The sequence below is a fragment of the Mesorhizobium sp. AR02 genome, assembly GCF_024746835.1.
In the GTDB taxonomy this organism is placed as follows: Bacteria; Pseudomonadota; Alphaproteobacteria; order Rhizobiales; family Rhizobiaceae; genus Mesorhizobium.
In genome coordinates this window covers 566,223-579,248 of sequence record NZ_CP080531.1, presented here as the reverse complement: position 1 = coordinate 579,248, position 13,026 = coordinate 566,223, and the positions used below count along the sequence as shown (strand labels likewise).

Annotated in this window: 10 protein-coding genes; all 10 read left to right on the top strand. The window is 64.6% G+C overall.

Translation table 11 applies throughout. The annotated features are described in order from the left end of the window. Positions 1-2: 2 nt before the first annotated feature. The 10 genes from DBIPINDM_RS07410 (at position 3) to DBIPINDM_RS07365 (ending at position 13,019) form a co-directional block, all read left to right on the top strand. The gene (locus tag DBIPINDM_RS07410) at positions 3-1,082 is read left to right on the top strand and encodes an ATP-binding protein (RefSeq protein WP_258585122.1); all 1,080 of its coding nucleotides are present in this window, start codon (positions 3-5) and stop codon (positions 1,080-1,082) included. A 4-nt stretch (positions 1,083-1,086) separates the two neighbouring features. Beyond that, positions 1,087-3,336, top strand: a complete 2,250-nt coding sequence (locus tag DBIPINDM_RS07405; RefSeq protein ID WP_258585121.1) for a DUF5682 family protein — start codon at positions 1,087-1,089, stop codon at positions 3,334-3,336. After that, positions 3,329-4,564 (top strand): VWA domain-containing protein, encoded by a 1,236-nt coding sequence (locus tag DBIPINDM_RS07400; protein WP_258585120.1) that lies wholly within the window; start codon positions 3,329-3,331, stop codon positions 4,562-4,564. The genes DBIPINDM_RS07405 and DBIPINDM_RS07400 overlap by 8 nt, the downstream gene beginning before the upstream one ends. A 243-nt stretch (positions 4,565-4,807) precedes the next feature. Further along, positions 4,808-5,782, top strand: coding sequence for a sugar-binding transcriptional regulator (locus DBIPINDM_RS07395; RefSeq protein WP_258585119.1), 975 nt, complete (start codon positions 4,808-4,810; stop codon positions 5,780-5,782). A 46-nt stretch (positions 5,783-5,828) separates the two neighbouring features. Beyond that, on the top strand, positions 5,829-7,274 hold the full coding sequence (locus tag DBIPINDM_RS07390; RefSeq protein ID WP_258585118.1) for an ABC transporter substrate-binding protein: 1,446 nt from the start codon (positions 5,829-5,831) through the stop codon (positions 7,272-7,274). 159 nt (positions 7,275-7,433) lie between these two features. Continuing rightward, positions 7,434-8,357, top strand: coding sequence for a carbohydrate ABC transporter permease (locus DBIPINDM_RS07385; protein WP_023777019.1), 924 nt, complete (start codon positions 7,434-7,436; stop codon positions 8,355-8,357). Between the two features lie 9 nt (positions 8,358-8,366). Then, on the top strand, positions 8,367-9,224 hold the full coding sequence (locus DBIPINDM_RS07380) for a carbohydrate ABC transporter permease (protein ID WP_013896836.1): 858 nt from the start codon (positions 8,367-8,369) through the stop codon (positions 9,222-9,224). 2 nt (positions 9,225-9,226) lie between these two features. Further along, entirely contained in the window at positions 9,227-10,345 is a 1,119-nt protein-coding gene (locus DBIPINDM_RS07375; protein WP_258585117.1) for an ABC transporter ATP-binding protein, read from the top strand. Beyond that, the gene (locus DBIPINDM_RS07370) at positions 10,342-11,466 is read left to right on the top strand and encodes an ABC transporter ATP-binding protein (RefSeq protein ID WP_258585116.1); all 1,125 of its coding nucleotides are present in this window, start codon (positions 10,342-10,344) and stop codon (positions 11,464-11,466) included. The genes DBIPINDM_RS07375 and DBIPINDM_RS07370 overlap by 4 nt, the downstream gene beginning before the upstream one ends. Then, positions 11,466-13,019 (top strand): FGGY-family carbohydrate kinase, encoded by a 1,554-nt coding sequence (locus tag DBIPINDM_RS07365; RefSeq protein ID WP_258585115.1) that lies wholly within the window; start codon positions 11,466-11,468, stop codon positions 13,017-13,019. Before DBIPINDM_RS07370 ends, DBIPINDM_RS07365 begins: the two co-directional genes overlap by 1 nt. Positions 13,020-13,026 lie beyond the last annotated feature (7 nt).

The window sequence follows — 13,026 nt, the reverse complement described above, 5'->3', positions numbered from 1 at the left end:
AAATGAACGCAGCCATCCGTCTTCCGGTCGAGCAGGCCTACGCCGCCGAGTTGCAGGCGCTCGCGCGCAATGACGACCGGCAAAGGCCCGCCGGCTGGAGCCTTTCGCCAAAGGCGGTGCTGACCTATCTCCTCGGCGGAAAGGCTGACGACGGCACGCTGATAACGCCCAAATATGTCGGCCGCCGCCGGTTGATGGAAACCGCCGTGGCGACGCTCGCCACAGACCGCGCGTTGTTGCTGCTCGGCGTTCCCGGCACCGCCAAATCCTGGGTATCAGAACATCTCGCCGCCGCCATCATGGGCGACTCGACGCTGATCGTGCAATGCACGGCCGGCACCGACGAGAACCAGATCCGCTATGGCTGGAACTACGCGCAGCTTCTGGCCAAAGGCCCGAGCCAGGAAGCATTGGTGCCGACACCGCTCTACCGCGCCATGCAGGACGGCAAGCTCTGCCGCCTCGAGGAACTGACGCGCATGGGCTCGGACGTGCAGGACACGCTGATCACCGTACTCTCCGAAAAGATGATGCCGATCCCCGAACTCAACACCTCGATCTACGCGCGGCGCGGCTTCAACATCATCGCCACCGCCAACAACCGCGACAAGGGCGTCAACGAATTGTCGTCGGCGCTGAAGCGCCGCTTCAACGTCGTCGTGCTGCCTCTGCCCGAAGACATGGCGGAGGAAGTAGCGATCGTCTCCAAGCGCGTCGGCGAGATGGCTGGCGGTCTCGACCTGCCGGTGCCGAAGAATGTCGGCGAGGAGATCGCCCGGGTGCTGACCATTTTCCGCGAGTTGCGCTCCGGCGCGACGGCGGATGGCAAGGTAACGTTGAAGACCCCGTCCGGGTCGCTGTCTACGGCCGAGGCGATCGCCACCATGGTCGGCGGCCTCAGCCAGGCGGCCTGGTTCGACAGCGGCAAGCTCGGCGCAGAAGGCCTTGCCGCCAGCCTCGTTGGCGCGATCGTGAAAGATCCCGTGCAGGACAAGCTGGTGCTGGAAGAATATCTGGAGACCGTGCTCAAGAAGCGGCCCGATTATGCCGGCTATTACGCGGCCTTGAACGCAGCGATCTGACGCCATGGCGCTGGGCGACGCTTCCTATTTCGGCATACGCCATCACGGGCCCGGCTCCGCCGACAGCCTGGTGCAGGCGTTGCTGGAACTGAAACCGGTCGCCGTGCTGATCGAAGGGCCGGCTGACGCTTCGGCCCTGCTGCCATTGCTCGCCCGCCCCGAAATGCAGCCGCCGGTGGCGCTGCTGTGCTATCCCGAAGACGATCCGGCCTCGACGAGCTTCTGGCCCTTTGCCGAGTTCTCGCCGGAGTATCAGGCGACGCTGTGGGCCGTCGCCAACAAAGCGACTGTCCGGTTCATCGATCTGCCGTCTTCGGCGCGGGTCGCACCGGTTGAGGCTGCGGAAAAAGCCGACGCCGATGGAACGGAAGCCAAGGTCGAGACCGAGATGGCACCGCATCTGCGCGACCCGATCGGCACGCTGGCACAGGCCGCCGGCTATGAGGATGGCGAGAGCTGGTGGGCTGATATTATCGAGCAGAACCCTGAGCCCGGTCCGATCTTTGCCGCCATAGCCGACGCGATGACGACGCTGCGCGAAGGCGAAGGTCCGCTTGCCGAATTCGAGGCGAAACGCGAAGCCCATATGCGGCTTGAAATCGCCGCCGCGCGCAAGGAATTTGACGGGCCGATCGCTGTCGTCTGCGGCGCCTTCCATGTGCCGGCGCTGCAGGCGACGCGTCCGCAGAAGGAGGATCAGGCGCTCCTCAAGGGGCTTGCCCGGCGCAAGAGCACGATGACCTGGGCGCCATGGACGGGCCCGCGCCTGGCGCTCGGCTTCGGTTACGGCGCCGGTGTCGTCGCGCCCGGCTGGTGCAAGCATCTGTGGCGCACGCGGGGCCGGCACGACGCCGCCACCCTGTGGCTCGCCATGATCGCGGCGGTGCTGCGGGGGAAGGGGCACATGGTCTCGACCGCCTCGCTGATCGAAGCCGAGAGGCTGGCCCGCGCGCTGGCTGCGATTCGCGAGCGGCCAAAGCCCGGATTCGAGGAATTGCGCGATGCCGCGATCGCCGCTTTGTTCAACGGCGAAGCGGTGCTGTGGGCGCTGGTCGAAGCCGAACTGCTTCTGGGCGCCGATGTCGGTGAAATTCCACCCGATACCCCGCTGGCGCCGCTGATCGAGGATCTGCAGCGCAACCAGAAGGCGGCGCGGTTGAAGCCCGAGGCGCTGGCGCGCGAATTGTCGGTCGACCTGCGCAGCGAAAGCGGGCTGTTCCGCTCGACCTTGCTGCACCGGCTGAACGTGCTTGGCGTGCATTGGGGCAAGCTGACCGACAGCGGCCGCAGCCGCGGCACGTTTCGCGAGCGCTGGACGCTGTCATGGGAGCCAGAATACGCCGTTCGTCTGGTCGATAACCTGGTCCATGGGCCGACCATCGAAAAGGCCGCAAATGGCCGGCTGATCCAGATGATCGGTGCCACGACATCGCTCGACGCACTGGCGGCGCTGGTTCAGGGCGCCATCACGGCCAATTTGTCGGAGGCCTCGTCCGCCGGTTTGGCGGCACTGGAGGAACGCGCGGCGCGCAGCAGCGAATGCCTGGAAATCCTGGCATCGGTGCCGCCGCTCGCCGACATCATCCGCTACGGCGAAGCCCGCAAGACCGAAACGGCCCGCTTGTCCGGTTTGCTGGAACGGCTGATCGTCGAAGGCGGCATTGCCCTTGCCTATGCCGCCCGCGACCTCGATGCCCAGGCTTCCTCGGCGCTGGTCGGCGCGATGCGCAAGGCGGATGAGGCGATCAAGCTGGTCGAGCCGGAACAGGACGTTCTGGACGCCTGGCGCAATGGACTGGCGGCCGTGCTCGACGGATCGCGATCGACGGCGCTGGTCGCGGGCTGTGCCGCGCATTTGCTTTACGAAGCCGGCGATTTGTCCGCTGAAGCCGCAGCGGGCCTGATCGCGCGGCGCCTGTCGCCGGGAACGCCGGTCGCCGAGGCCGCAGGGTTTTTCGAGGGCTTCTTCAGTACAGCCGGTCAGCGGCTGATCTATGACGAAGGCCTGCGCGGAGCGGTCGATGCCTGGCTCAAATCGCTCGACGAAGACGCCTTCATCGCGCACTTGCCGCTGCTGCGCCGGGTCTTTTCGCATCTCGACTCGATGGAGCGGCGGCGGCTGATCGAAGCGGTCCTTGGCCGCGCCAGGCGCCTGCCGGCCGGGCTGACGCCGACGCCCAACGGTGACGAGGCCTGGCGCCGGCATCTGGAACGGCTTGGACCTCTGCTGATGAGTGGGGACGGTAATGGATGACGAGGCCGACATCAGCGAAACCGAGCCGGCCGGCGACGGACGGGAGCGCCGCTGGCGCCTGGCGATCGGTGCCGATGACGAAACCTCGTCGGCGCTGTCCGACACCGACAAGCGGCTGTCGGCGGCGCTCGATGCGCTTTACGGCGATGGCGCAGGCGATGCGGCAGCCGACCCGCGCAAACGGCGCGGCGGGCTCGGCCGCTCGGCGCCGAAAGTGGCGCAATGGATGGGCGACATCAGGTCGTTCTTTCCCGCGCAGGTCGTCCAAATCGTCCAGAAGGATGCCTTCGAGCGGCTCAATCTGAAGCAGATGCTGATGGAGCCGGAATTCCTCAACGCGATCGAGGCCGACGTCAATCTCGTCGCCGACCTGATCTCGTTGCGCTCGGTCATGCCGGCCAAGACCAAGGATATTGCCCGCAGCATCATCGCCGATATCGTCGCCAAGCTGATGCAGCGGCTGGAGCAGAAGACCGCCGAGGCGATCCGTGGCGCGCTCGACCGGTCGCAACGCACCAATCGCCCGCGCCAGCGCGACATCGACTGGCCGCGCACCATCTCGGCCAACCTTCGCCATTACCAGGCCGAGCACAAAACGATCGTGCCGGAGAAGCTGGTCGGCTTCATGCGCAAGCAGCGAAGGCTGGTCGATCTGGATGAGGTGGTGCTGTGCGTCGACCAGTCGGGCTCGATGGCAAGTTCGGTGATCTACGCCTCGATCTTCGCCGCGGTGATGACTTCCTTGCCGGTGGTGCGGACCAAGCTTGTCTGTTTCGATACGGCGATCGTCGACCTGACCGAGGAGCTCAGCGATCCGGTCGAGGTCCTGTTCGGCGTGCAACTCGGCGGCGGCACTGACATCAACCAGGCTGTCGCCTATTGCGCCGACCGCATCGAGCGGCCGACCAAGTCGCATATGGTGCTGATCACCGACCTTTATGAAGGCGGCAACGGCCAGGAATCGCTGCAGCGGCTGGCAGCACTTGTCCGCTCCGGCGTCAATGTCGTGGTGCTTCTGGCGCTGACCGACCAGGGCAGGCCGGGCTATGACCCGAAGATGGCGGGGTCGGTGGCAGCGCTCGGCATTCCGGTCTTCGCCTGCACGCCGGGTCTGTTTCCCGACATGATGGCGGCGGCCCTGCGACGGGAAGATGTCGGCGCATGGGCGGCAGGCGCCGACATCAAGCTGGTTCGCGCCGAGGCCGACAGTCTGGCGGCCGACGCGTAAGGCGCGTTCACCCACGCGCCTGGCGTGATCAAAAGCGGCAACCCAAAGGCAAGCTTGAAAAGCCCGCAGTGCTGAAACGCACCCCGGAGGGGCTTGTTGGTATCCCACTCACTGAACATTGCCAGACGGCCGGCCAAAGCCCGCTTCGGCCGTCATGTCGTGATTTGCGCCATCGGTCGCTTGACTCTAGTCGAGGCTTGTGAAAAATTTTGCATCAACTGATAAAAATATCAAAGGGTGGAAATGGTAGGGTTCGGCAACGGTCTCCTGCGCGACGATGAAACCAGCATGGCGACGCGTGCCGCGTGGCTTCACTATGCCGGCGGCCTGACCCAGTCCGAGGTCGCCAAGCGGCTGGGCCTGACCAGCCTCAAGGCCCACCGCCTCATCACCAAGGCCAACCAGGAAGGGCTGGTGAAGGTCTATATCGACGGCGAAGTGTCGGAATGCGTCGAGCTTGAAGACGAACTGTCCCGCCGCTACGGCCTCGACTATTGCGAGGTGGTTCCGGACTTCGATTCCGAGGATCTGCCGCTCAAGGCGCTCGGCATTGCCGGCGCGCAATTCCTCAAGCGCGAGATCGAGCGCGGCGAAGAGGCGCTGATCGGCGTCGGCCATGGCCGCACGCTTGCCGCCTGCGTGGAGTATCTGCCGCGCACCTCGACCGACAAGATCCGCTTCGTCTCGCTGCTTGGCGGCCTGACGCGGAAATTCTCGGCCAACCCGCATGATGTCATTCATCGCCTCGCCGAACGCACCGGCGCCGAAGCCTATGTCATGCCGGTGCCGATGTTCGCCAACACGGCGGAGGACCGCACCGTCCTGCTTGGGCAAAAAGGCATCAGCGAGGTTTTCGATCTGGCGCGATCCGCTGACCTTTTGTTCGCCGGCATCGGCACCGCCGAACGCGAGGCGTCGCTGGTTGCCACCGGCATGATCGAGAAGGGCGAGATGGAGGAGATCCGCCACAATGGCGGCGTCGGCGAATTGCTCGGCCATTTCTTCGACGAGGCCGGCAAGGCGGTGGCGACGACCGTTTCCGACCGGGCGCTGGCCTTGACGCGCGAGGACATTGCCAGCCGCCGGATTGTCGCCGTCGCCGGCGGCAAGATCAAGGTTCGCGCCATCAAGTCGGTGCTGGAGGGGCGCTATCTCAAGGGCCTGATAACCGACGAGCGGACGGCGCGATCGCTCGTGGAAGAGACGCCGGTCGGGTAGCCGGTATCAGTTTTAGTTGAAACTACCCTGTGGAGGAGAAGACGAAATGCATGAGAAAGAGAAAGACCTCATTGACGCCTTCCTGCGCGGACAAGTCGACCGTCGCGGGCTGATCAAGGGCCTGGGTGCCATGGGCCTTGCCGCCGGCACCGCCGGTACACTGCTCAATCTGGGGCAGACCCGCGCGCTTGCCGCGGATTTCGACTGGCAGGCGCACAAGGGCAAGACCATCAAGCTCCTGCTCAACAAGCATCCCTATGCCGATGCCATGATTGCCGACCTCGAGAACTTCAAGAAACTGACCGGCATGGAAGTCGTCTATGACGTGTTTCCTGAAGACGTCTATTTCGACAAGGTCACGGCAGCACTTTCGGCAAGCTCGTCCGAATACGATGCCTTCATGACCGGCGCCTACATGACCTGGACTTACGGCCCGGCCGGCTGGATCACCGACCTCAACGAATGGATCAAGGATCCGGCCAAGACCAACCCGAAATACGCCTGGGACGACTTCCTGCCCGGCGTCAAGAACTCCTGTGCCTGGAACGGCAAGCCGGGCGGCGCGCTGGGTTCGGACGACGCCAAGCAGTGGTGCATTCCGTGGGGCTTTGAACAGAACAACATCACCTACAACAAGGCGATGTTCGACAAGGCCGGTGTCACCATTCCCGGCAGCATGGACGAGATGGTTGCCGCGGCGGCCAAGCTCACCAAGGATGTCGGTGGCGGTGTCTACGGCATCGGCGTGCGTGGCTCGCGCTCCTGGGCGACGATCCATCCGGGCTTCCTCTCGGCCTATGCCAATTTCGACCAGAAGGACCTCAACGTCTCGGCCGACGGCAAACTGTCGGCCGCGATGAACACCGCCGGATCCAAGGCTTTCCACAAGCAGTGGGTGCAGATGATCCAGGAGAGCGGTCCAAAGGACTGGTCGACCTACACCTGGTATCAGGTCGGTACCGATCTCGGCGCCGGCGCCTCGGCGATGATCTTCGACGCCGACATCCTCGGCTACTTCATGAATGGCGGCGACAACAAGATGGCCGGCAAGCTCGCTTTCGCGAACTTCAAGGCCAATCCGGCAGCCAAGGCGGCGACACCCAACATCTGGATCTGGTCGCTGGCAATGTCCAATTTCTCCAAAGACAAGGACGCCACCTGGTACTTCATGCAATGGGCCTCGGGCCCGGAGCATGGGTTGTTCGGCGCCACCAAGATGGACTTCGTCAATCCTGTCCGCCAGTCGGTCTGGAAGGACCAGGGGTTCCGTGACAAGTTGAACAAGAGCTATCCCGGTTATGTCGAGATGTTCGACGCCTCGGCGCCGGGCGCCTCGATCAAGTTCACGGCGCAACCGCTGTTCTTCGACCTCACCACCGAATGGGCGGCGACGCTGCAGAAGATGGTGGCCAAGGAAGTGCCGGTCGACGAGGGTCTCGACAAGCTCGCCGAGAGCATCAACGGCCAGCTCAAGGAAGCCGGCCTCGGTTAAGTCGCAACGAGGGCCGGCCTGCTTGACGGGCCGGCCCTCGTCATACCTTTTCACGTTTGCGATGCGGTGCCGGAAGGTGACCGCTATTTCGCCCGACCGGTCGCCTTGCTCCCTTGGGCGGCCGGCAGGGCAAAGCGACAGCAACAACGGAGCAGCTCGATGACTGCGGTGGTATCGCAAAGGCCCAAGCCATCCGGCTTCAGGATCAGCAAGCGGGTGCTGCCCTATGTGCTCAGCCTGCCGGCTCTGCTCGTCTGCATCGGCATTCTCATCCCATTCCTGACCTCGGTCGTCTATTCCTTCCAGCGCTATCGGTTGAGCCAGCCCTGGGCGCGGCAGTTCAACTGGGGCGACAACTACATCTCCTTCTTCACCGATCCAAAATTCTGGAACACGCTCAAGGTGTCGCTGCTCTATGCCGGCACCACCGTCGTGCTGGAACTGCTTCTCGGTCTCGCCATCGCCCTGCTGCTGCAGAAGCGCTCGACGCTGAACAATTTCATCTCGATCATGCTGTTGATGCCGCTGATGACGGCGCCCGCACTTGCCGCGCTGATGTGGAAGCTGATGACCAATCCCGGCTTCGGTGTGCTGAGCTATCTCGCCAGCCTGATCGGGCTGCAGGATTTCCGCTGGGCCTCGTCGCCGTCGACGGCGCTGTTTACCGTCGTGCTCGTCGACATCTGGGTCTACACACCCTTCATCATGATCCTGCTACTCGCCGGCCTGCGCAGCCTGCCGACGCAGCCCTTCGAAGCGGCGGCACTCGACGGCGTGCCGAGGAGTTTCGTCTTCTTCCGCATTACGCTGCCGATGCTGACGCCCTATATCCTGACCGCGACGCTGTTTCGCCTGCTCGATTCCATCCAGCAGTTCGATATCATCTACGCCATGACGCAAGGAGGGCCTGGCGACACGCTGACCGTCTTCCAGGTCGAGGCCTACCTCAACTTCTTCCAGTCGACCAATGTCGGCCGCTCGGCGGCGCTGATGATCATCCTGTGGGCGATCACCTATTTCCTCTCCAACATCTTCATCAAGAACTGGCTGCGGCTGCGCGAACGCGCCCGTGGTCAGGCATAGGAGGCTGACATGGAACACACCTCCTTGCTCGAACGCATCCTGCGCGGCGTGGCACTGACGCTGGTGGTGATCTTCTTCATGTTCCCGATCGTCTGGATATTCATGATGTCGTTCCAGACCAACGAGACGATCCTGCGCATTCCCCCGCAGCTGATCTTCGAGCCGACGCTCGCCAACTACACGGCGCTGATCACCGGCAAGCTGATGACCGCCGCCGGCACGCTCGACATCGCCTTCATGCGCAACCTCTGGAATTCGGTGTTCCTGTCGGTGACCTCGGTGGCGGTCTCGCTGCTGCTCGGCGTCCCGGCGGCATACGCCTTCGCGCGGCACAAGTTCCGCGGCTCGGAGGACATCGCCTTCACGCTGCTGTCGTTCAAGTTCGCGCCGGCGCTCCTGGTGCTGTTGCCGCTCACCCTCTATTTCCAGAAGCTCGGGCTCGCCAACACCTATATCGGCCTGATCTGGGTCTACCAGCTGATCTGCCTGCCGCTGATCCTGTGGATCGTGCGCGGCTATTTCGAAGATATCCCCGCCGACATCGAATACGCCTACCGCATCGGCGGCCATTCCTGGTTCGCCACCTTCCGTAAGATCGCGCTGCCGCTCGCCGGCCCCGGCATCGCCGCCGCCGGCCTGCTCGCCTTCATCTTCGCCTGGAACAATTTCGTCTTCGCGCTGGTGCTGGCCTCGGCCGACAAGCAGCCGGTGACGGTCGGCGCGCTCGCCTTCATCACCTCCTCGGGCATACAGTACGGCCAGATTTCGGCAGCCATCGTGCTCTCGATCACGCCGACACTGGCGCTCGCCCTCTATGCACAGCGCTATCTGGTCGAAGGCCTCTCGCTCGGCGCGGTGAAAGGATAGACATGGCCAGTCTCGAACTCAGAAACATCGTCAAGCGCTACAAGAGCCAGACCGTCCTCGACAATCTGTCGTTGACCGTGGCCGATGGCGAAACCCTTGTGCTGTTCGGACCGTCCGGCGCCGGCAAGACGGTGCTGCTGCGGCTTGTTGCCGGCGTCATCGACCCGGATGAGGGCAAGATATTCATTGGCGGCGACGACATGACCGATGTCGATGCGGAGTTCCGCGGCATTGGCATGGCGTTCCAGAATTTCGCGCTGTTTCCGCATATGACCGCGTTCGACAACATCGCCACGCCGCTGGAGGCCAAGCGGTCCTCGCAGGGCGCGATCAAGGCCGGCGTCGAGAGCGTCGCCAAGCTGTTGAAGATCGCCCATGTGCTCTCCCACAAGCCGCGCGCGCTCTCCAATGGCCAGAAACAGCGCACGGCACTCGCCCGTGCGCTGGTCGGCTCGCCGCCGCTTCTGCTGCTCGACGATCCCTTGCGCAATGTCGATGCCAAGCTGCGTTTCGAGATGCGGCTCGAACTGCCGCGCCTGCTTGCCGATCGCGGCGCCACCGTCGTCTACGTCACCCAGGACTACAAGGAAGCCATGGCGCTTGGTGACCGCATCGCGGTGATGTCGCAAGGCGTCATCCGGCAGCTCGGCACGCCCGAGCAAATCTATCGCGAGCCGGCCAACATCGAGATCGCGCGGCTGTTCGGCGACCCGACCATCAACCTGCTAGACGTCAAGCCTTCGCGTGACGCCAAGGGCATCTATGTCGGCCTGTCCAATGTCCAGGTCCATCTCGCCGGTGCCTACGACACGGCGGTCGGCCGCGACTGTGTGATCGGCCTGCGGCCCGAAGCGCTGAGCTTCGTCGAGGAGGGCATCCCGGGCGCCATTCCGGTGACGGTCGAGGCCGAGACGCCACTCAACGAAAAGATCGTCACGCTGGTGCGCACCGTGCGCGGCCGCGAGATCCTGGTCTCGCGCCCGGCCGGAACGCCGGGCCGCAGCGAGGGCAAGGCCCATATCGCCGTCGATGGCAAGAGCGCCTTGTTGTTCGATCATGCCAGCGGCGACCGCATCGGTTCGAAAAACGTCGTCAGTTTGCGCAATGGAGAAGCGGCATGAGCCAGAGCGCACTCACCATTTCAGGCGTCGACAAGTTCTATGGCCCGATCGACCGCGGCGTGCACGCCGTCAAGAGCCTGACCATGGAAATCGCCAAGGGCGAGATCGTGGCGCTGCTTGGCTCTTCCGGCTGCGGCAAGACTTCGACGCTGCGCATGATCGCCGGCTTCGAGGAAGTATCACGCGGCACCATCTCTGTCGGCGGTCGTCAGGTGCACACCTTGTCGCCGGTCAAGCGCAATGTGGCGATGGCCTTCGAAGGCTACTCGCTCTACCCGCCGCTCACCGTGCGCGAGAACATGGCCTTCGCGCTGAAGGCGGCAAGGCTGCCCAAGAGCGAGGTCGACGCCAAGGTCGCCAGCATCGCCAAGCTGCTCGAGATCGAGGACATACTGGAGCGTTATCCGAGCTCCATCTCCGGCGGCCAGCAGCAACGCGCCAGCCTTGGCCGGGCGCTGATCCGCGAGGCCGACCTGCATCTCCTGGACGAGCCGATGGGGCAGCTCGAACCGCAGCTGCGCGCCGTGCTGCGCGGTCGCATCAAGCATTTCATCAAGGAGCGCGGCCTGACCGCGATCCTGGTCACCCACGACCAGACCGAGGCCAATGCGCTTGCCGACCGCATCGCCGTGATGGAGGGCGGCGTGCTGCAGCAGTTCGACACGCCTGACCGGATCAAGGAGCGCCCGGCGAACCTGTTCACGGGCACTTTTGTCGGCGAACCGCCGATGAACGTCTTCGAGGCCTATGTCGGCACGGCCGCCGGCCGCATCAATCTCAGGCTGCCCGACGGCCTGTCGCTCGATTACGACAAGGACGCCTTCAGCGCTCCGGTTCGCGACCAATTGCTCAGTCGCGAACGGGTTGTGATCGGCATCAGGCCTTACGCGGTCCGGCGCTCGAAGGAAGGTGTTCCCGCCAGGGTTTCGGCCAACCAGTGGCTCGGCGACCAGACCCATATCGCCGCCGACTTCGCCGGCGGCTCGCTGGTGCTGGTCGAACATGACCGCACGCGTCTCGATCTGGGTGCAGCGATCAATGTCAGCATCGATCCGAAGAACCTGCACGTCTTCGACCAGGCGAGCGGCGAGGCGATCTCGCACGGCATGGAGCTTGCCTGATGCGCGATATACTGATTGGCATCGATGCCGGCACATCCGTCATCAAGTCCATCGCCTTCGACATTGCGGGCCGGCAGATTGCCGCGGCCGCCCTGCCCAACCACTATGAAACACTGCCGGGTGGCGGCGCCGAACAGGATCTGGCGCGCACATGGAGTGATGCCGCTACAACCCTGCGCCAACTCGCCGACAAGGTGCCGGACCTCGCCAGCCGGACGGTGGCGATCGCGGTGACCGGGCAAGGCGACGGCACCTGGCTGATCGATGGCAAGGGCGAGCCGGTGGCGAAGGGCTGGCTCTGGCTCGACGCGCGCGCCGCCGCCGTCGTCGAGGAGATCCGCGCGCGGCCCGAGGACCGGCTCCGTTTCGAAAAGACCGGCAGCGGGCTCGCCGCCTGCCAGCAGGGTTCGCAATTCGTGTTCATGAAGCGCACCATGCCCGAAATGCTTGGCAAGGCGGCAACCGCGTTCCACTGCAAGGACTGGCTCTATTTCAGGCTGACCGGCGAACGCGCCACCGATCCGTCCGAGGGCACCTTTACCTTCGGCGACTTCCACACCCGCGACTATAGCGACGAGGTGCTCGACGTGCTTGGTGTCGCCGATCTCAGGCATCTGCTGCCGCCGATCGTCGACGGCACCAGGCACAGCACCGGGCTGTCGCAGGCGGCCGCCGACGCCACCGGAATGCTGGCGGGCACACCCGTCGTGCTCGGCTATGCCGACGTCGTCTGCACCGCGCTCGGCGCCGGCCTGCTCGACCGCAAGCGCAAGCCGGGCTGCTCGATCATCGGCTCCACCGGCATGCATATGCGGTTGGCCGAGACCCCCGACGATGTGCAGCTGAACGACGCGGCGACGGGCTATACGATGGCGATGCCGGCGCCCGGCGTGTTCGCGCAGATGCAGTCGAACATGGCGGCGACGCTCAACATCGACTGGGTGCTTGGGCTCGCCTCCGGCATTCTCGCCTCGCAAGGCATTTCGCGCAGCAATGGCGAGATGATCGCGCTTGTCGACGCCTGGATCGCTGCCGCGCAGCCCGCCTCGCTGCTCTATCAGCCCTATGTGTCGGAGGCGGGTGAGCGGGGGCCGTTCGTCGATGCCAATGCCCGAGCCGGGTTCGTCGGCATTTCCTCGCGGCACGGTTATGCCGACCTCGTCCGCGCCGTCTTCGAAGGGTTGGCCTTCGCGGCGCGCGATTGCTACGCGGCGATGGGGCCGCTGCCGCGCGAAGTCCGCCTGACCGGTGGCGCCGCCCGAAGCCCGGCGCTGCGCAAGATCCTCGGTGCGGCGGTGGGCGCCGATATTCGCACCAGCGCGCGCGAGGAGGCGGGCGCGGCGGGCGCGGCGATGATCGCCGCGGTCTGCGTCGGTCTCTACCCGTCCATGGATGCGTGCGTCGGCGAATGGGTGACGCCGCTGCTTGGCGAGGCTGAGCCGAGCGACCGCAGCCTCGCCGCGATCTACGACAAGATGACCCCGTCCTACATGTTGGCGCACCAGGCGTTGCGGCCGGTCTGGCGCGCGATGGCTTCAGTGCAGGCAAATTGAGAAGTCG